This window comes from Gordonibacter pamelaeae (assembly GCF_003340385.1).
Taxonomy (GTDB): domain Bacteria; phylum Actinomycetota; class Coriobacteriia; order Coriobacteriales; family Eggerthellaceae; genus Gordonibacter; species Gordonibacter pamelaeae.
Genome location: NZ_PPTS01000004.1, coordinates 130,927 through 149,482 on the forward strand (window position 1 = coordinate 130,927; position 18,556 = coordinate 149,482).

21 protein-coding genes are annotated in these 18,556 nt (G+C 61.2%); 5 read left to right on the top strand and 16 right to left on the bottom strand.

The genetic code is table 11. The annotated features are described in order from the left end of the window. Positions 1-72 precede the first annotated feature (72 nt). The 14 genes from C1877_RS07705 to C1877_RS07765 form a co-directional block, all read right to left on the bottom strand. Positions 73-1,077, bottom strand: coding sequence for a VirB6/TrbL-like conjugal transfer protein, CD1112 family (locus C1877_RS07705; protein WP_114568870.1), 1,005 nt, complete (start codon positions 1,075-1,077; stop codon positions 73-75). 2 nt (positions 1,078-1,079) lie between these two features. Beyond that, positions 1,080-1,832, bottom strand: coding sequence for a hypothetical protein (locus C1877_RS07710; RefSeq protein WP_114568871.1), 753 nt, complete (start codon positions 1,830-1,832; stop codon positions 1,080-1,082). Positions 1,833-1,845: 13 nt separating this feature from the next. Beyond that, positions 1,846-3,453 (bottom strand): glucosaminidase domain-containing protein, encoded by a 1,608-nt coding sequence (locus tag C1877_RS07715; protein ID WP_114568872.1) that lies wholly within the window; start codon positions 3,451-3,453, stop codon positions 1,846-1,848. Beyond that, a complete protein-coding gene (locus C1877_RS07720; protein ID WP_114568944.1) occupies positions 3,450-5,897 on the bottom strand; it encodes a VirB4-like conjugal transfer ATPase, CD1110 family in 2,448 nt (815 codons plus the stop codon). Before C1877_RS07720 ends, C1877_RS07715 begins: the two co-directional genes overlap by 4 nt. A 10-nt stretch (positions 5,898-5,907) precedes the next feature. Continuing rightward, the gene (locus tag C1877_RS07725; protein ID WP_114568873.1) at positions 5,908-6,351 is read right to left on the bottom strand and encodes a PrgI family protein; all 444 of its coding nucleotides are present in this window, start codon (positions 6,349-6,351) and stop codon (positions 5,908-5,910) included. Between the two features lie 17 nt (positions 6,352-6,368). After that, a complete protein-coding gene (locus C1877_RS07730; RefSeq protein WP_015540573.1) occupies positions 6,369-6,584 on the bottom strand; it encodes a hypothetical protein in 216 nt (71 codons plus the stop codon). Positions 6,585-6,777: 193 nt separating this feature from the next. Then, entirely contained in the window at positions 6,778-7,038 is a 261-nt protein-coding gene (locus C1877_RS15910; protein ID WP_261798091.1) for a type IV secretory system conjugative DNA transfer family protein, read from the bottom strand. Continuing rightward, the gene (locus C1877_RS07735; protein WP_261798092.1) at positions 7,035-8,549 is read right to left on the bottom strand and encodes a VirD4-like conjugal transfer protein, CD1115 family; all 1,515 of its coding nucleotides are present in this window, start codon (positions 8,547-8,549) and stop codon (positions 7,035-7,037) included. Before C1877_RS07735 ends, C1877_RS15910 begins: the two co-directional genes overlap by 4 nt. Then, positions 8,549-9,079, bottom strand: coding sequence for a DUF3801 domain-containing protein (locus C1877_RS07740; protein WP_114568874.1), 531 nt, complete (start codon positions 9,077-9,079; stop codon positions 8,549-8,551). Before C1877_RS07740 ends, C1877_RS07735 begins: the two co-directional genes overlap by 1 nt. Before the next feature lie 71 nt (positions 9,080-9,150). Beyond that, positions 9,151-9,744, bottom strand: coding sequence for a peptide ABC transporter substrate-binding protein (locus tag C1877_RS07745; RefSeq protein ID WP_114568875.1), 594 nt, complete (start codon positions 9,742-9,744; stop codon positions 9,151-9,153). 177 nt (positions 9,745-9,921) lie between these two features. Further along, positions 9,922-10,716 (bottom strand): ATP-binding protein, encoded by a 795-nt coding sequence (locus tag C1877_RS07750; protein WP_114568876.1) that lies wholly within the window; start codon positions 10,714-10,716, stop codon positions 9,922-9,924. Between the two features lie 14 nt (positions 10,717-10,730). Next, positions 10,731-11,231 carry a hypothetical protein gene (locus tag C1877_RS07755; RefSeq protein ID WP_114568877.1) on the bottom strand — a complete coding sequence of 167 codons (501 nt, stop codon included), beginning with the start codon at positions 11,229-11,231 and terminating at the stop codon, positions 10,731-10,733. Positions 11,232-11,234: 3 nt separating this feature from the next. Beyond that, a complete protein-coding gene (locus C1877_RS07760; protein WP_015760154.1) occupies positions 11,235-11,483 on the bottom strand; it encodes a helix-turn-helix domain-containing protein in 249 nt (82 codons plus the stop codon). A 142-nt stretch (positions 11,484-11,625) separates the two neighbouring features. After that, positions 11,626-11,964, bottom strand: a complete 339-nt coding sequence (locus tag C1877_RS07765) for a helix-turn-helix domain-containing protein (RefSeq protein ID WP_041691605.1) — start codon at positions 11,962-11,964, stop codon at positions 11,626-11,628. Between the two features lie 245 nt (positions 11,965-12,209). On the opposite strand from C1877_RS07765, the gene C1877_RS07770 reads away from it, so the two are divergent. The 3 genes from C1877_RS07770 (at position 12,210) to C1877_RS07780 (ending at position 15,452) form a co-directional block, all read left to right on the top strand. Further along, the gene (locus tag C1877_RS07770; protein WP_015760152.1) at positions 12,210-13,331 is read left to right on the top strand and encodes a hypothetical protein; all 1,122 of its coding nucleotides are present in this window, start codon (positions 12,210-12,212) and stop codon (positions 13,329-13,331) included. 629 nt (positions 13,332-13,960) lie between these two features. Then, complete coding sequence (locus tag C1877_RS07775) at positions 13,961-14,566, top strand: type IV toxin-antitoxin system AbiEi family antitoxin domain-containing protein (protein ID WP_035586193.1); 606 nt, start codon at positions 13,961-13,963, stop codon at positions 14,564-14,566. Positions 14,567-14,645: 79 nt separating this feature from the next. Next, positions 14,646-15,452: a nucleotidyl transferase AbiEii/AbiGii toxin family protein gene (locus tag C1877_RS07780; protein WP_015540582.1), complete on the top strand. Its 807-nt coding sequence runs from the start codon at positions 14,646-14,648 to the stop codon at positions 15,450-15,452. A gap of 135 nt (positions 15,453-15,587) precedes the next feature. On the opposite strand, the gene C1877_RS07785 is transcribed toward C1877_RS07780, so the two are convergent. Together C1877_RS07785 and C1877_RS07790 are read right to left on the bottom strand one after the other, a co-directional pair. Further along, positions 15,588-16,727, bottom strand: a complete 1,140-nt coding sequence (locus C1877_RS07785) for a HAMP domain-containing sensor histidine kinase (protein WP_015540583.1) — start codon at positions 16,725-16,727, stop codon at positions 15,588-15,590. Next, positions 16,724-17,398 carry a response regulator transcription factor gene (locus C1877_RS07790; protein WP_181813818.1) on the bottom strand — a complete coding sequence of 225 codons (675 nt, stop codon included), beginning with the start codon at positions 17,396-17,398 and terminating at the stop codon, positions 16,724-16,726. The genes C1877_RS07785 and C1877_RS07790 overlap by 4 nt, the downstream gene beginning before the upstream one ends. Before the next feature lie 165 nt (positions 17,399-17,563). Between C1877_RS07790 and C1877_RS16055 the strand changes: the two genes are divergently transcribed. Both C1877_RS16055 and C1877_RS07800 read left to right on the top strand, forming a co-directional pair. After that, positions 17,564-17,635, top strand: a complete 72-nt coding sequence (locus C1877_RS16055; RefSeq protein WP_254179316.1) for a CD1871A family CXXC motif-containing protein — start codon at positions 17,564-17,566, stop codon at positions 17,633-17,635. After that, positions 17,628-18,530 carry a 4Fe-4S binding protein gene (locus C1877_RS07800; RefSeq protein WP_015760147.1) on the top strand — a complete coding sequence of 301 codons (903 nt, stop codon included), beginning with the start codon at positions 17,628-17,630 and terminating at the stop codon, positions 18,528-18,530. Before C1877_RS16055 ends, C1877_RS07800 begins: the two co-directional genes overlap by 8 nt. The last annotated feature ends 26 nt before the right edge of the window (positions 18,531-18,556 follow it).

Here is an 18,556-nt window from a genome sequence, read left to right on the forward strand (position 1 = left end):
GCTTTTAGCGCCGCGGCCGCCCGGCGCAGGTCATCCCATCGCGACCACCTCCTTTCGGTCTGCCCGGTTTCGCTAGAAGCCGCTCATGGCATCCCTTGCCCACGAGCCGCTCTTAACGAGCGAGAGCACCAGCAGGACGCACATGGCCAGGTACTGCAGCGCGTAGGTGAGCCCGTTGGCTATCCCGTCGATCGGCGTTCCCGTCCCGGGGTTGGCCGCTACCAGGCCGCCCAGGATGATCGGGAACGCTATGAGAAGGACAAGTATCACCAAGCCGGCGAGGCTCACCGAGGCGAAGTTCTTGATGTATCCGACGCCCACCTGGCGCGTTTCGTCGAGCGCCATGAGCGACAGCGGGATCGGCGCGAGCATCGCAAGCACGTAGAGCTGTATGGCGCGCGCCCAGCAGACGACGAGGCTCACTATGTAGGCGACGAGCACCACGAGCCAGCTGATGAGGGAGACCACGAGCATCGCCACGAGGGCGGCCACGTCATCGTCGGTGGTCACTATCGAGACCTTCGCCAGGTCCATCGGGCTGCCGGTGCCGAAGAGGTCCGCCGCCCTGCGTATCGCGAGGCCGACCACCTCGTAGAGTGATGTCATGAGGTCGAAGCTGTTCTGTATGAGGAACAGGAACACCGCGAAGAAGACGAGGAGGAAGACCACTTCCTTCACGCCGGGCATGCCGGCGCTTCCGTCCATGCGCTGGGATATCTGGATGAGCTTGATGGTGAACACGAGGGAGAGGACCCCGCAGCCGATCGGCAGCACGGCCACCGACCATATGCCGCGCACCACGTCGTACACCGACACGTCGCCGGCCGTGCCGAGCATGTTCCGGAAGCCGGCGCCGAGGATCCCGTCGTAGCCGATGGACTTCAAGACGTCCACTTGCGCGGCGAACACCCAGTTGCACACGCCACGGAGCATGTCGCACAGCCAGCCGTTGATGTCCTCGGCGATGCCCGCCCATGCGGGCTGCGTCGGCACGAACACCGCGCAGCAGACCGCGAACGAGAGCGCGGCGAAGACGGCCGCTTTTCGGATGGCCATCCTTTCGACGTGCGCGCCCATGGCTACACCGCCCCCATGGCCCCGTCTTGGGACACGCTAACCGTCACGATGGTCGAAGCGGCGTCATCGAGCGTGAACGTGGTCAAGGTGCTGTGCGCGCCGTAGTCGATCCAGACCTCTTCGTCCCACGCTGCCGACGTTGCGTAAGGCGAATGCGCCTTCGCGAAGGATTCGAGAGTCGACTCGAAGTCGGCTTCGTTCTTGCCGGTGAGCGCGCAGAGATCCTGTATGTCGCTGGCTATCGACAGCGCGGTTTGCGCCTTGCCGTCCTGGACGTAGGTAGCTTTGAGCAAATCGCACGTCAGCGTCGTCGATGCGCCCTCGTTCTCGATGCGCACGACCGTATCGGCGCCCGGCACGGCGATGTCTTCGGAGGCGCTCAGGGTCACGCTCAGGCCCGCAGCGTCGGTCTTCTCGTCGCTCACCGTGTAGTAGATCACGCTTGCGGAGTCGGCCGTGCGCTCGATGAGCGCGTCCTTGGTGATCGAGAGCTTCGAGGCTCCGTCGCGGCTCGTCCACGAGGTGTTCGCCAGCGACGAGAACTCGCTTTCGCTTGGCTGCCGCTCATCGGGCGCCTGCCGCGAAGATTGGCTCGCCTTCGCGTCGTCTTGCTTTCCCGACGCCTGCTCTTGCGGCGCCTGCTGCCCGTTTTGGGCATCGGGCGCGTCCATCGAGCAGCGGGCGGCTCCCGCGCCGATCGTCAAGGCGACGGCGCCCGCCGCCACGGCGGCCACGATCTTTGTTTTTCCGTTCATGTCTCCATCCTCCTTATTTGAACCTGAGAGCGCAGGTGAAGTAGCTGATTTCCTGCGACACCTTGCACACGTCGCCCGTCTGGGGCTCGTGGATGTAGGAGTCGTCTCCTATGTAGATGGCCACGTGCCCGGGCCGCCAGAGCACGTCGCCCGGCTGCGCCATCGAAAGCGGGACCTTGGTTCCCGCCGTCGCCTGGTCCTCGGAGTTGCGCGGTATCGCTATCCCGGCCTGGCGGTAGCACCATTGCGTGAGGCCCGAGCAGTCGAGGCCCACGCCCGGCGTGGTGCCGCCCCATACGTAGGGCACGCCGAGCTGCGAGAACGCAGCCGCGACGACGGAGGCGCCTCCGGCGGAGGAGTTGGCCAAATCCCCGGGCGCCATGGCGTCGAAAGCGCGCAGCCCGTATTGGTCCATCACGGCCTTGAGCTTCTCGACGTAGGCCGAGTCGGTCGCCCATCCCGCGTCTTTCAGACCTTCCGCCATCTTGTCGGAAGACCGCTCGGAAACGGCCTCCCTGATAAGGGCGTTCCCTGAATAGGTGGGGCTTGCCAGGAACACGCGGCTCCTGAACTTGATGCAGTCCGCGTCCGATTTGAACACCGTGAACGAGTCGGTTACGGTCACGTGCGCCCCGTCGACCTCCTCGCCGGTGACCCAGTTCGCCTTGCCGGCGACTTCGGGCGCAGCGGCGAACGAAGGGGCCCACTTCATCCCGAACAGGTTGTGGTCGCGCGTGGCGAGCCTGCTCATGTGGTCGCCTTGCCCCGATTCGACGATGATCTGGGCTATCGTGCATCCGGCGGGGTGCCCGTAGTCCTCTTGCGCCTCAAGCGCCGCCTCGACCATCTCGTAGGTGATGTAGGGCGGCAGGCCGGCGAGGCTCTGCTTCTTCGACTCGTTGTCCCAGAACCCGAAGAGCGCGCCGGCGATCTGGCCGACGGCGAGCATCGCCACGACGAACATGAGCATTCCGGCGACGATCCCCGCTGCGGGCGCGGCCGTTGCGGCGCCGGCAGCGCCGGTGGCGGCGGTCGAGGACTTCGCGGCTCCTGCGGCAAGCCGGATTTCGGCGTCGGGCGGGGCCGCCATCGCAGCGGCCGTATCCTGTGCCGAAGCTCCCGCGGACGCGGCGTTGCCCGCCTTCGCGCCCACGCCCGGCACGCGGCTTCGGACGGCGGCGCCGTTCGACTTGCCGGCCTCTCGCCCCAAGCTCTTTCGGGCTTTCGCGCGCGCCGCGATCCTCTTTCCCGCGCGAGCGGCGTCGTATACGCGCTGCGTGCCGGAAAGCTCCTCCGAATCGTCCAATTCTCCGACGAGCGCCGACATGGCCGCCGATTTCGCCTCGACCTTCGCCCGTTCGAGCTTGGCGGGCTTTCGGGCGACGTCTGCGGCGTGCCGATCTGCGTCGATGGGATCCTTGCCGCATTTAGACTTGCCGCGCTTGCCCTCCGCGGGCTTGGCGCAGCCTGGATCGGGCCGCGCCGCCGCCTGCCGTTGCGTGGCGGCGCTTTCCCTTTGCGCCAAGGTCGACGCGGATTGCCCTTCCGCGTCCTTCACCGTGCCGGTGTTCAGCAGGTCGGCCTTTTCCGACGTGACCACCTCGCGGATTCCGGCACTCATCGGCCAACTCCCTCGCGGCGCTGCTTGCGCTTCAGCTCGGCAATCTCGGTGGCTTTCGTGTTGAACAGGTCGTAGAGCGCGCCCTTCGGGAAGTCGTCGCGGATGGGGACCCGAACCCCGCCGGCAACGAGCAGCCCTTCGCCGGCCTTGATGGTGTCGTCGATGTAGCCCGCCTCGGCGGCGGAAAGCGACAGCAGGTCGACCCAGCTCTTGCGGTCGAGCGCCGACTGCTTGTGCAGCAGCACGAAATCTGAGTTCAGCACCATGTTGCGCGCGTCCTCGTGCGCCAGCATGTAGGTCGAGTTCTGGGTGATGCCGGTTGCGATGAGGTTGAACTTGCGGCCCTCCGCCCAGAACTTCGTGAAGTACTCGATGATCGCGGGGTGCCCGAAGAGAGACTGCACCTCGTCGATGTAGAGCCACGTAGTCACGCCGCGCTCGTAATTCGCGTACATGCGGTTTCGCACGGCCTCCAGCGCGGTGAGCATTCCGAACACGCGCATGCTGCTCGACAGCTCGTGAAGGTCGACGTTGACGATGCGGTCCTCGAAGGCGACGTTGCTCTGGCAGTTGAAGAACGAGAGCGGCCCGCTCACGTAGCGCTCGTAGCGTAGCGCGATGTCGCGGGACTCCCGCTCGGGCTGGGCTTTCAAGATCTCGTAGAAGTCGGAAAGCGTCGGGGTGCCGTCGCCGCCGCGCTTCGCGTAGGCCGCCTCGACGCAGCGCGTGATGATCGACTTGTCCGCCTCCGGCAAACCCTCGTCGCCCTCCGCCATCATCGCCGACGAGAGCGCGAGGAAGGCGTCGATCTTGAACGCCATCTGGCTGGTCGTGGCCATGTTGGCGACGTCCGAGCGGTCGAACGGGCTCAAGCGCGTGGGCGAATCCGGGGAGAACGCGATGTTCGATCCGCCGAGCGCCTCGATGAGGGTCGGGTACTCGCCGGCCGGGTCGAACACGATGATCTGGTCCTCGGGATAAGCAAGCACGGTGTTGGTTATCTCTCGCTTGACGCTGAACGATTTGCCTGAGCCCGGCTTGCCGCAGACGAACCCCATCGGGGATGCCAAGAGCTTCCTGTTGCAGACGACAAGGTTGCCGGACTGCTTCGACTGCCCGTAGTAGCCGCCGCCTTCCTGGTTCAGCTCGAGCGATGCGAACGGCATCTGCATGGCCACCTGCCCCGTGGTCAGGTAGCGTGTGAACTCAAGGTGGTTTCGTCCGAGCGGAAGGACCGAGTTGAGCGCGGGGCGCTGGCGGAAGTCGAGGCTTGCCACGGCGATGGAGTTGCCCTGCGCGATGGACTTCACCTGCGCGACCTGGCGGTCGAGGGCCTCGAGCGAGTCGGCGTAGGTGTAGATTAGCCCCGTGTACTCGAAGAGATGCTCGTTCTTGTTGCGGAGGAAGTCGAGAAGCTCCTCGGCCTCCTCTTTTGCGTAGCGGATCTCGGGCGTGAGGATCGACTGGCTGAAACCCTTCTTCGCCGCCGTCGTCTGCTCGTCGATTATCTCCTTGTCCATCCAGTCGATCTGCCGCTTGACGAGCGCGATCGCCTCCGACTGCACGATCGGCGCGATGTGCACCGACACGGCGAGCGGCATGGGCAGGTCGATGATCGAGGCCAGGTAGTGGTCTTCGAGCACGCTTCCGAAATCGCGCAGCGCGAGCACGCTCGCGTACATGCCGTCAATCTCGACGGCGTCGGCGCGCCCGGCCGGGGCGAAGTCCATGAGGTTCGGCGCGATGAGGTCCTTCGTTCGCAGCCGCGGGTGCTGGGACAGCTTGTCCCAGTCGCACGACGGCGTGTGCCCCGGGCGGACGAGCGTCGAGATCGCTTCGAGCCTTTCCTGTCCGCCGAGCGGCGATGCGTCGCAGCGGATGCGCGCCAGGGTCGACGCGATGTCCGACCTGATGTGCGAGAGCTTGGGCACGGCGGCCTCCACGCTCTCGGCGGGCACCGAGTACGTGAGGAAGCGCCTGCGGACGAGGTTCGACACGCCCTCGCGCATCTTGTCGTTGAGGATTCGGTTGTACTCGTCGACGTATCCTAAGGTGCGCTCGTCGATTGGTTCAAAAAACACCTTCTTCCCGATGAGCTCTCGCGGGATCGGGGTGTTCACGATGGTCAGCTGCACGCTCGATTCCGCCGGGAAGTAGTTGTAGAGCGAGCTCAGGGTGGTGAAGATCTGCTCTTGGGTTTCCTTTCGGGCGGACTGGTAGCTGATGTCGGAGAACTCGACGGTCTGGCTGAAGAGGCCGGGCTCGACCTCGGCGATGCCGTCTTTGTACAGCGCGTCGTAGGCGATGTAACTCGCCGCGTCTGCGCTTGAGCAGCGCTTCTTGCTGCTGCGGGCACGGGCCTCGTCGCGGCCGGGGTCCTTTTCCTTCGGCTTCCTGCTGGCCAGCACGGCGAGCAGGCGCGACATCGCTCCCTGGGTGCGCACGCTCTTGGCGCTATCCTCGCGCTTGGAGCTGCGCTGCTTGCTTTGTCGGCTCATAGTTCTCGCTTCCTTTCTTCCTGAACGCGCGTTTTTCGTGTTGCGTCTTCTTGCGGGGTTTCTTTCCATTTGGATGAGAAGCTTTCTCGATCGCCGCGCAGCTGCGGTACACGAGCGACTGGTTGTTCAGTGCGTGGGATGCAAGCAGCGGGACGAACCTCTCGAAGGGCAGGCCGTAGGGCTTGCAGAACCCCGCGAGCCAGAACGGCAGGGCCGCCGCCATGATTGGCAGCGTCATGGCCGAGACATCAACCTTGAGTCCCCAGTGAAGGACCGCGGCAACCGCCACCGCGGCGGAGAAGCCGAGCGCCAGGCAGCAAAGCGTCCTTAGGGTGAGCTTTCCGACGATCTTTTCGTCGTACTCGCCGATGTCTTTTTGGATGGGAATTTGAAGCGACATGCTCTACGCCCCCCGGCCTAGGCGGGGAGCCAGCTGGTGTCGAGCATGCCGAAGTAGACGGCTGCCGCGATGATGATGGCGCCGCCGGCGATGGTGGAAATCGCGCTCGCGATCTGACTGCCGCCCTGCTGCTCGCGAATGGCGAGGCCGAGCGAGACAGCGCCCCATACGACCAAAAAGCCGCCGAGGAACGTTACGCAGCCCGATACCAGGCTGATGATCTGGGATAGCATGGTTTGTTGCTCCTTTGCATGTCGGGCGCCGCGCCAGTTGTGGAAGACGGGCGGCGCCTGGTAGAATCTTCGTTCGGAGCGGGATCGCTCCTTTGCATGAGGCAGTGGGGTCTGGGGCCGCGGGGGTGGAAGCTCGCGTTCCCGGTTCGGCTTTCGGGGCCGGCCCTGCTGCTTTTGCCTTCTCCGGGCATCGTCACCTGCCTTTCGCCAGCATCCCGTAGCGCGGGTGCCCTTCGAGCCTGTACTTCTTGTCGCGGATGGGGTTGGCGCCCGCGATGAGCACGATCGCCTCGTCCCTTGGCAGGCGGCCGACCTCGCTTGCCTGCATGAGGTCGCGCTCGATGATCTGCCGATTGCGCGTGGTGGACGAGCCCTGGCCGCGCGAGTCGTTCACCGTCATGGCCGAAACGGTCTCCTTGCCGATCGCCTCGGAGATCTCCTTGTTCGTCTTCACCCCTTGCCGCCGAGGAACAGCGTCGTGTCGCAGTTGTCCTTGATGATCTCGGCGCCCTCGCGGTAGCGCTTCTCAAGCTGAGCGAACGACTGGACTATCACCGAGCAGGAGATGTTCCTGCTTCGCACGGTCGATATGGTCTGCTCGAAGTTCGGGAGCTCGCCGATGTTCGCGAACTCGTCGAAGACGAAGTGCACATGGGTCGGCAGGCTTCCGCCGTGGCGCTCAAGCGCCGTGTTGCAAAGGACGTCGACCGTCTGCCACATGAGCAGCGTGAACAGGAAGTTGAAGGTCGGGTTGGTGTCGCTCATGGATGCGAAGACGCATGTCTTCTGCCCAGCGTCTCCCATGGACTCGAGGCTCATCTCGTCGCGGCTCAGCAGCGCGGAAACTTCCTTGACCGACAGTGGCTTCAGCCGCACGTTGCATGAGATGATGATGCTCTTGAGGGTCTTGCCTGCGGCCGTCTTGAACGCCTTGTAGTTGGACAGCGCGAAGTCTTCTTCCGCGCTCACGGGGTTCGCGACCCCGACCCAGCGCCAAGCGCCGGCGGCGTCGTCGAAGCCGCGGCTCTCCGCGTCGAACGCATTGCGAGCGCCGACTTGGGTGAAGCGCGCCCCGCGTTCGAGCTCCTCGAAGACGATGTCGAGCGGGCTTTTGAAGCCCTCGTCCTCCTCGCGCGCCTCGGCCAAGCCCAAAAGGGTGAGCAGGCCCGGCACGTTGCGGTCCGCCTCTGGGCAATGGAACACCAGGTAGGAGACGAGTGCGACGTACAGAAGCCGCTCGGCTTCTTCCCAGAAGGGGTCGCCCGAGTGCTCGCCGTCGCCCGAGGTGTTCCTTATCAGGCATTCCACGAAAGTGAGGACATCGGCCTCGTTTCTCACGTACGCGATCGGGTTGTAGTGCGCCGAGCTGTTCATATCGATGGTGCTGAACTCGACGACCCGGTATCCCGCGGATTCCAAAGCCCCGCGCAGCTCGGCCGCGAGCGTGGCCTTCGGGTCGGTGACGAAGTAGCTGCAGTTCATCTGCAGGAGGTTGGGCTTGACGTAATAGCGGGTCTTGCCCGAGCCCGAGCCGCCGACCACCATGACGTTCTTGTTGCGGTCCGTTTTCTGGTCGAATCTCCTCGGTTCGAGGGCGAGGGCGCAGTTCTGCGTCAGGATGATGTTGTTGTCGGAGTCCTTGGCGTCGGCGAACGCACGCATCTCGGCTTTAGTCGCCCAACGCGAGCTTCCATGCTCCTCGCCCTTGCGCGTGCCGGCGCTGCCCATGAGATGGTTGGCATAGGCGACCCACACCGCGCAGGCGCCCAAGGCCGCAGCGCAGAGGGCGATGGGGTCTGCGGAGAGGCTGCCTCCGGCCAAAAAGTACGAGGGCAGGGTCGCCGCCGCTTCCGCCAGGTTCTCGATGGGCGTTCCGGGAAGCGATGCGAGGTTGGCGGCGTAGAGGTTCGCGGTGGCAGTTGCCGCAGGCGTTGCCACTATTGCAGCCACGAGCGCGGCGTCCATTATTTGGCCCTCGCTTGGGCGATCTCGATCTCGCGGGGCTTGTCGGCCTTTTGGGCGATCTGCTCGGCGGCGGCGCGCGCCCTTGCGGCGCGCTCCTTAAGGGGCTCGCCTTTGGCCAAGACGCCCTTCGCGCGCTCGCACGCCTCTGGGATGGATTCCTCGATTCGCCTGAACGCCCGGGCCACCGACGGCGTCTCTTTCGCCTTGAACACGAGGAAGCGCTTTCCGCCCTCGTTCGCGAAGGCGTGCTCGACGCCCTCTTTCTTGAGCTGCGAGGAGATCATGTCGGCCAGGGTCTCGTATTCGGGAAGGTCCTCGAACTCGCGCATGCTGAGCTTCGCCCATTCGGTGGTCTTCGCGGCGGCGCCTCCCGATCCTTCGCTCTTCTCGATGCTGGCGCACGTGCTCCTGATGGCCTCGGCGAGGCCCTCGGCGCTTTTGGCGAGGGCTTCCTGGCCGGCTTCTTGGCCGACCCTGAGCATCCAGTCGAACAGCTTCTCGCCGCTCTCGTCTCCGAAATCCGTTGCCATGGGTTGGCTCCTTTCTCTGGATTCCTCGCTGGGACAAGCTGTCCCAGCGATTGGTTTGCTGGTTGTTTTCGTTAGTCGATGGCCTGGGCCTCGCGGCGCGGCACTTGGCTGCGGCCGTTTCGGGCGGATGCGGCTTCGCGGGCGTCTGAGGCGCGCTGCGCGAGGGGGCGTTCGAGCTCGGGGGTGCGCGGATTGCGCTCCGCGGCCCATTTGGCCGACGCGTCCTTGTCGTAGTAGTCGAGGGCCTTGCATTGCGCCGGCGTTGCGAGCTGCATCGAGCGCACGAGCGTCTCGAACGCGGCGCGGCCCTTCGCCTCGATGACGTAGGCGAAGCTCGTCGACTCGAATGCCATCCACCCTTCGCCGTCTCGCTTGAGGGTCCACCACTCGTCGCCCCCGTTCACTTGGTTGATGAACGCCAGGTCGTCGAACACAACGCCCTGGCGGATCGCCCAGTTGCCGCGCCCGAAGTGCTCGCGAAGCGCGTCGATGTCGTCGATGCGCATGAACTCGTAGGGATATTCCTCGAGAAACGGGTCGTCCTGCCAGTCGTAGCCGTCGACCTTGAGCCAGCCGTTCTCCTGGCATTTGGAGACGAGCTGCTCGCGCGTCTCCTCGTCGAGGGGCTTGGATCTTGGCTCGAAATCCTGAATCGTGGCGCCCATATGCCTGCCTTTCTCTCGCGGTGGGACTCGGTTGCGCGGGCGGGGCACGGGCCCGGCTCTTCTGGTGGTTGGTTTGGCCCAGCCAACCCCGCCCGCTCGCCCAGATAACACTGATTGCTTTTGCTTTGTCTGCGGGAAGGCCGTTTTAGGGTTCGCTCGGGTATTGCGGGTGAAGGCTTATTTCGCCTTCGCGCTCCGGCGGCGGTCCTTCCCGCCGAGCTGGACGATCGTGCTTGTCTCGCAGATGCGGGACACGATGGCCTCGGCGCTCTCGGATTCGTGCTGGCGCGACATGCGGCGTTGGAGCGATTGCAGGTCGTACTGCGACGTGTAGATGGTCGGCTTGCCGTCCTCGTAGCGTGAGTTGATGATCTGGAACAGGGTCGTGAGCGCCCACGCGTTGGCGTTCTCCTTGCCGAGGTCGTCGATCACGAGGACGTCGACCCCGGTGAAAATTGAGATGCCGGCTATCGACGGGTCGTCGTAGCTTCGGCTCACCGAGTCCAGCATTGCGAGCGACGTCGTCACGCGCACGGTGTAGCCCGCTTCGATGAACGACTTCGCGAGCGCGCAGGCCTCGTAGGTCTTTCCAGTCCCCACGCCGCCGACGATGTAGAGGCCCTTGTCCCCGGCGCTGCCGAACCCGACGACGTACCTTGCCGCCTCCGGCACGCTGATCTGGGCGGACATGTAGCGTCGCGGGACCCCGCAGCGCTTGAGTCGGCGCTGGGATTCCATCCGCTTCGCCTCCGCTTCGGCCTGTCGGGCCTGCTCGCGCTCGGCGACTGCGCCCTCGCATTGGCATTCCCTGTGGGTGACCCAGGCGATTCGGCCCGCGCGCCCGATGAAGCCCTGCTGCTCGTACGGCTCGCCGCAGTGCGGGCAGCGGATCTCAACTTGGGAGTCGTAGCCTATGCCCCTCGCATCGGCCTCTTCCTTCGTGTAGAGCTTGAAAGCGTTTTCCTCGTCCATATCGTGTCTTCTTTCTATTCGTAATAGCTGTTGTCTGTCTTTGCTATCGGGTGCAGCTTCTGCAGGAATCCCGATGAAGGTTCTTCATCGCGGGATGCTCTCTGGGATGAAGAACCTTCACTGGTTGCAGAAGGCAGTAGTGCAGGTTCTTCATCGGCGGCGTCTTGCGCATATGCAGGTTCTTCATCGGTCGCGAAGATGATGCCGAGGGCGGAGAGGGGCTCTCTCGCCGGGACATAGCACCGGCTGCCTATTCTTTTCGCCTCGTCGCACGGCTCGACCTCCTCGATGAGCCCGCGCGCCTTCAGCCGCGAGACGACGGAGAACGCCGCTCGCTTGCTGATGCCGCAGAAGCCAGCCGAGCCGGCTTTGCTCTCGAAGTAGGGCTTTCCGGCGTTGGCGAAGCCGAAGATCCTTGCGTAGACGATGAGGTCGTTGCCCTTCAGGCCGAGCCCTTTCGTCATGAACTCATGGACGACGACGAACGAGCCCTCGATGCCGCGGGCTGCACCCATGTGTTAGGCGCCCCGGTCGACGGAGCCGAGCGCGATGAGCTCGCGGATGTTGTCCGGAGTGAAACGCAGCGCCTGCCCGATGCGGGTGCCGCGCAGGCTCCCGTCCTCGATGAGGCGGTACACTGTCGAGCGGCTCACGTGCAGGTAGTCCGCGACCTCTGTCACGGTGTACAGGGGCGGCATGGGGCCCGAGGGCTCCGCCGCGCCCGGACGCCCTGCCTGCTGCAGCCGTTCGGCGTTCTTGCTTTCCATTGCTTTCCTTTCGTTCTGGTTGACCGCTGTTGCAGCTGCTTGGCCAACGGGCGATATCACTGGGACGCATTGAAACAGCAAGGGATGCCGTGATGGCGCGGCGAGCCGTCGTTCGGGTTCTCTGGGGTTTTGTGGGTGAAGGCTAATCTTCATGCGGCTCGCCTGGCTTGCCGTTGCCGATGCCCTTGGGCAGCGACGCGATCCATTCGACGAGTTCCTCGCGCAAGATGATTGTGCCGCGCTTGCCCGGGCCGTAGTTGTGCGTAGGCAGCGGGTTGCGCTGCTTAAGATCGGTGAGCTCGTAGAAACGAGGCTTGCTGATTCGCAGCAGTTTCATCACCTGATCGGGCTGGTACACGTCCTGCATGAGCACCGGCTCGCGCAGCAGCGGGATGACGAGCATGCGCGCGCCTTCGTCGTCGAGCGAGGACGGGATGATGATCTCGATGTTCTTCTTTGTTCCGTTGGACATGATGTTCACGGCCTTTCTTTTCGAAGCTGCCGTGAACGGCGCCGTTCACCTTTACGAGGTTCATTCTTGCCTAAAACTCCTGTTATCTGAATACCCCCGACCACGCCCGTTTGCGCATTTATCCTGGAGGAGAGCGTTGCCCATGCGCATAAAGAAAACTATCCCGCTTGGGTGTCCAATAGCATGTACATCAAAGCAGGATAGAAAAGTCGATAATGTTCTTCTAAAGCTCTCATTTGCAAGGAGGCGATAAGATGCACGATCGAATAGGTGAAGCAATCCCGGAGGCAAACTGCCCGTACGGCGTTTTCCTGAATCCGAAGAATTGCGAATTCGGAAACGCGTCTTTTCTGGGAATAAGGAAGGACGACGTCCTTTTGTTTTCCATTGACGGACGTGAAGAGCGAATCAGGGAGGTTTGCGAGGACATCCTGAGTAAGGCCAGCCTCGCTTCGATAGAGGATGATTTAATTCGCTTCTCTCGACTTCAGACGAAAAGCGATTTCGCTGAATACGCTTCGGAGCACGGGCCTCTCTTCGGTGGGACTTACCTGAGGGAAAACGGAATAATCGAAGAGCCTCTGTCCATGTGGAAGCTAGCCGCATCGTTCTTCGAGCTCGCATTCAGGCTCAAGGCGGTCATCGACGAAGACTCATGGAACGGAAGCGTCTATTGGGATGGGAAGGAAGTTATATTCGGCTCTTTGATTTTCTTAGACAAAGAGCAGGTTCGAGAGGTTGCGAAGAAGCAGCGTCTGACTCACAAGGAAACGGAAGAGGCTATTTTCTCGGCTTCGGTGGTGCTGCCTTGCGCCATCAACCCCGATTACGCCCGCTTCACCATGACCGAAGAAGAGATTCAAAAAAGGGTCTATTGCTCAGGCCGGTGGGATGAACCCGGAGCCGAGATGAAGCACTGGCATCCATTCGTGAAGGCCATTCCTAATCTGATGCAGATGGACATCCTCAAAGGGAAGATGGCTATGATCGAGGCGAGGGCTGGGTTCGATGTGGCGATAATGCTGAACCCGAGACGCCATGCAGAGATGATAGGTCAAGGTCGTCTGCCATCCCTCGTTTGCCCGCTCGAGGAATTCAATGCCTCTTTCAGAAAGGAGATGGGGGCAAAGCTATGCCGAAGCCTGATGGAACTCCTGGTCAGCGCACACACAAAATATGTGAGACACGAATGGATTGGGCACAATTTCACCTACTACTTCGAAGACAGGCTACGCTACATGTGGTTCGCATTCGCCACTTACATGGACAAGAAACACGTCGCCATTTGCGATTACTGCGGCAAGCCTTACATGAGAACGCGGTCGAATCAGAAGCGCTGCCCTGGCGAATGCACCCGTAAGGCGCACAAGCATTAACGCCTCGCATCCGGGATCAACGTGCCTGCTAATAAGAATTTGCCATGCTTGGTCGCAACATCGCGAGGAAATGGTGCTTTCTTTCTCTCCGCGCCGAACGAGCAACGGTTTCATGGCGAAGCGCCATAGTTAAGTTAGTTACGCTTGCTGAGGAAAATCAATGGAAAGGTGGACAAAATGTACCCCTTTTCATTGAAAACCGTCATCAGCTCGCATTTATCTGTGGTCTTTCCGCCTTGTACGCAAAGGCGACTCATGGCATGGGTCTTGAGGGGGATTTATCGCCACTGCTTCCAAGTGTCGAGATTTGTCTTACGAAAATCGTTAGCCATTCTCCTCCGAAAAGCTAGAAGCATTGTTTGCAGCGGCCAATCAGAAAGAGCTTTGCTTTTACAGAATGCTCAACGAACCGCTGGAAGGCCGCCATCGAATCCCAGCAAACGCAGAAGCATGTTACCATGCGTACTGGTTAGCCCCGGGATGACCGCTGATTCAAGTCACCGGGCCTAAATTTGTTTTTACAGGAATAGCGTCTTGCCAGGCGTCTTTGCCTGATGGCCATGATCTTCTTTTTTGATTAATAGACACATTTAAGCTACAATTCGTGTCCAATAATCAAAAGGAGGGTTATGGGCAGAAGCGAGGAGATAGCCGAATTCGTAGAAGACTCGGGCGGCATCGCGAGCGCGGCGCAAATCGCGAAAGCGGGCTTTCTGCCGGGCTCGATCTCCTACGCCCTTGAATCGGGCGCTATAGACAAGCTTACCCGGGGCGTGTACTGTCTGCCCGAAGTCTTCGATGACGAGTTCGCAGCGATATCCTACAGGTGGAGCAAATGCGTGTTATCGCATGGAAGCGCGCTGTACCTCGCCGGCCTTTCCGACAAGGTTCCCGCCGCAATCGATGTCACCGTCCCGCGCGGCTACAACCCGCGTGGCCTTACCCAAGAATATCCCGATACGAAGATTCACCGTCTCTCTCCCGAGCTCTACGAGTTCGGCATCGTTAAGGCAAAGTCCCCAGGAGGGGGCACTGTGAAAGCCTATTGCGCCGAACGGGCCGTAGCCGATCTCATTTCGCAGAGAGTCTCCGAAGGAGCGGACCCCCAGCTCGTCCGCGACGCGGTCGCGGGTTACTTCAAAAGGAAAGGCGCCGACCTGCCTAAGCTCGCACGGATGTGCAACGCGCTCGGCGTCGAGAAAGAGTTCAGGATGTATTTGGAGGTGCTCACATGATGAGGAGCGATGCAAGCCTCAAGGGCAAAATTAAGGCCCTGGCCAAAAAAGCAACCTGAAGCCCCAGGAGCTCCTGCAAATGTACCTGTTCGAGCATCTTTTGGTGCGGCTCGGAAAGAGCGGCTACGCCGAGGCGTTCGTTCTGAAGGGCGGCCTCCTCATCTCCTCGATGACCGGCGTCGCCCAGAGGACCACCATGGACATGGACACGACGGTGATAGGCATGGATATGGACGAAGGCACGGTGAGCGAGGCCGTCGCCGCCATCTGCGCCGTGGACGTCGCCGACGGCATGGAATACTCCTTCGAGCGGATCGAGCCCATCCGCGAGGGCGACGAGTACGCGAACTGGCGCGCGCACCTGCGCGCGAGGTACGGCAAGATAGACGCTCCCGTGAAGATCGACATCACGACCGAAGACGAGATAGTGCCCGGGCGCATCGAGTACCGCTACCCGCTGATGTTCGAGGAGGGCTCGGTCAGGGTGCTCTCGTACCCGCTCGAAACCGTGTTGGCCGAAAAGCTCGAGACTGTCGTTTCCCGGGGAATCGCCAACACGCGTGGCCGCGACTACTACGACATCCACACTTTGCTCCGTTTGAAGGCGGGCGAAATAAATCGGGATTCCCTGCACGAAGCCGTTGTCGCCACCGCCTCCAGGCGCGGTTCACTCGGCACGATGGGCGACTACGAGGCCGTGCTCGGCGAGGTCAGAAGATCCGATATGATGCGGGGCATCTGGTCCTCTTACGTCTCGGCATCACCCTATGCGGAAGGCCACAAGACGAGGGGGAGGCGAAGCAGGACGCGTTCAAATACATCGAGCTCTACTACAGCAGGCAGAGGATGCGCTCATCGATCGGCTATAACGCCCCGTGCGACCTAGAGCGAGATGTTGCCTGAAGAAGCTTATTTTTCCGTCCAAGAAACCTTGACCAGTCCAAAAACCTCCCATTTCTCGTGTTCAAGAAATGGGAGGCAGTTCAAACGTGCACGGGACCCTTTCCTTTTAATGGCTGGTTTACGCTGCGGTCCGTTTTGGAAGGGTCGTGAGCATGGTGGTCCCGTTCTCGGAACTTGCTTCGACCTCAACCGTGCCGCCGTGCAGCGCTGCAATCTCCCAAACAAGCGCTAGCCCGAGTCCTGCGCCGCCGTATGCCCTGCTGCGGGATTTATCCAGGCGAAAGAACGGCTGGAAGATGCTCTCACGGTACTGCTTGGGTATTCCCGGGCCCTGATCTTCGACTCGCAGGAACACGTGACTGTCGTTGTCGCAGATGGAGACGTTGACAGTGGAGCCGGGGCGGCTGTAACGGATGGCATTTTCGACCAGGTTAAACACCAGCCGATAGAGGAGCGTGTCGCTTCCGATTATCAGAGCGCCTCCACTGCAATTGAGGACGATGTCTTTATGCTCGGCAAGCGGAGCAAGGTCGGTGAGGACTTCTTCGGACAGGGGGCCAAGCTCAATATCGTCCTCGCAGGGAACGCTGTGGAGCTCACTCATCTCAAGCAGCACCTTGGTCATTCGCGACATCCGCTCGGTTTGTTCTTGCAGCAGGCCGAGCAGCTCGGCTGTTTGGGGTTGCGATGTGGGATGCTCGGAGGCGAACAGTTCAATCTGCGCCTGCATAAGGGCGAGCGGGGTGCGCAGCTCGTGTGCGGCGTTGCCGGTAAACTGACGCTGTGCGGAGAACCCTTCGTCGAGCCGACCGATCATATCGTTGAATGAGGCGCTGCATCGTTGCAGTTCGGTGGGCACATCTTCGCTGAGGTTGATTTCGCTTAGGTTGTCAGGCTGCACGCGCTCTACTTGAGCGGCAAAAGCCCGTAGCGGCTTGAGCGCACGACCGCTCACAAAGTATGCCAGCACGCCACCAAGCAGCGTGACTCCAGCTGTGATGCACCAGGCGGTCGCGCCAAAAGACTCTTGTGCGTTATTCACGACGACCGTGACCTCGTCATCGAGGGCCACGTTCGTTGGGTCAAACGCCTGGGGCGTATCTTCGTCGGCTGTGCTAAGAGCCGAGATGCCACTGCCAATTGCGTCCATGTAGCGCATGCCCGTATAGCCGACCAGGCAGTTTGTCAGCATGCACGCCGCGCACGTCAGAAGTGCCGTCATGATCGTTATGCGCCATTGCAGCGAAAGCCTTTTCATTCGCTATCCTCCATGACGTAGCCCTCTCCAATCCGATTGCGAATCGGGTCGTATCCCAAAGCGCTGCGCAGCTTTTTCCTGAGCGACGAGATATGAACACGGGTTGCGTTGCTAAAGCTGTTCACACTGCTATCCCAAACGTGCTCGATAAGCTCCTCTTGGCTTACCGGGCGCCCCTGGTTAAGCATCAGGTATTCCAAGATTCCCGTTTCTTTGCGCGTGAGAGACAGCGCTTCGCCGCCTACGGAAGCGATGCGCGCCTTGGTGTCAAAGCTGAGCTTTCCGCAGGTTAAAACTATGTTGTCTTGTGCGAAGCGCCTGAGCGTGAGGCTGCGAATTCTCGCCGCGAGCTCGTCCAGATGAAACGGCTTGGTGAGGTAATCGTTGGCGCCGGCATCGAGTCCGGTGACTTTATCGAATACTTTGCCACGTGCGGACAGAATCAGCACTTTGGTCTCGCGGTCGGTTTTCCGAAGTGCCTTGAGCACGGTCATGCCGTCGATACGGGGAAGGTTGAGGTCGAGTACCACGAGGTCAAAGACTTCAGCGCCTAGTAGGTCGAGCGCCTCCTGCCCATCATGGCAGCAGTCGACGCTGTATGCCAAGTTTCGCAAGCTGCGCGCGATTGCGTCACATAGAGCTCGTTCGTCCTCGACGATTAAAATACGCATAACAATCTCCTTGCACATTTCAAATCGCGCTTAACACGGATTTTATGGTCGATATGGTTCAATGGTTGCGTAACGAAAGGAGTGGTCAGGTTGTTCAAGGCGGTAAAACCCATGGTACAGGTCGCTTTGTTGATCGTCGGAATTGCCATGGTGTGCTTTGGCGTTATGCGTGGCGAGGCGGATGCCGTGCTGGCCAAAGCAATTAGGCTGTGCTTGGAGTGTATCGGAATTGGATAAAAGAGAAAACACTGCGTCGCATATTTTGGCCCGATTTCGCGGATTCATTCAGGCGGTAGCAACGCTCATTACGAATATCCATCTGCCAAACTTCGCCAAAGGCGGCATCTACCAAGGCGCGGAAAAAACGGTTTGCGTGCCGGGGCTTAATTGCTATTCGTGCCCTGCGGCTGCGGGCGCATGTCCTATCGGTGCATTTCAGTCGGTGGTGGGCTCGTCCAAGTTCAGCTTTTCCTATTACGTCACGGGCACGCTCATCTTGCTCGGCGTGTTGCTGGGGCGCTTTGTGTGTGGGTTCCTGTGTCCGTTTGGATGGCTGCAGGAGCTGCTCCACAAGATTCCTTGCAAAAAGCTCTCAACGAAAAGGCTCAAACCTCTCACGTATATCAAATACGGCGTGCTGCTGCTTGCCGTGGTATTGCTGCCCGTGCTGGTGGTCAACGATGTGGGGATGGGCGACCCGTTCTTTTGCAAGTACATCTGTCCGCAGGGTGTGCTCGAGGGCGCCATTCCGCTGGCGGCTGTCAATGCTGGAATCCGATCTGCGCTGGGGCAGCTCTTTACCTGGAAACTTTTCGTTCTCATTGCCGTGGTGGTGCTGAGCGTTTTGTTCTATCGCCCCTTCTGCAAATGGATTTGCCCGCTCGGCGCATTCTATGCGCTCATGAATAAGGTGTCCTTACTGGGGATTCGGGTCGATGCATGCAAATGCGTCTCGTGCGGCACGTGTTCAAAGGTTTGCCAGATGGACGTCGATGTGGTCCGCGCACCCAATCATGCCGAATGTATCCGGTGCGGAAAGTGCATCGGGGCCTGTCCCGTCGATGCCATCAGCTATCGCTATGGCCTGGATGTGTCGGAAGAAAAGCTCCCTCTGACCGCCGATAAAAAGTAAGCAAGTTTCGACAAAACGGAGGAATG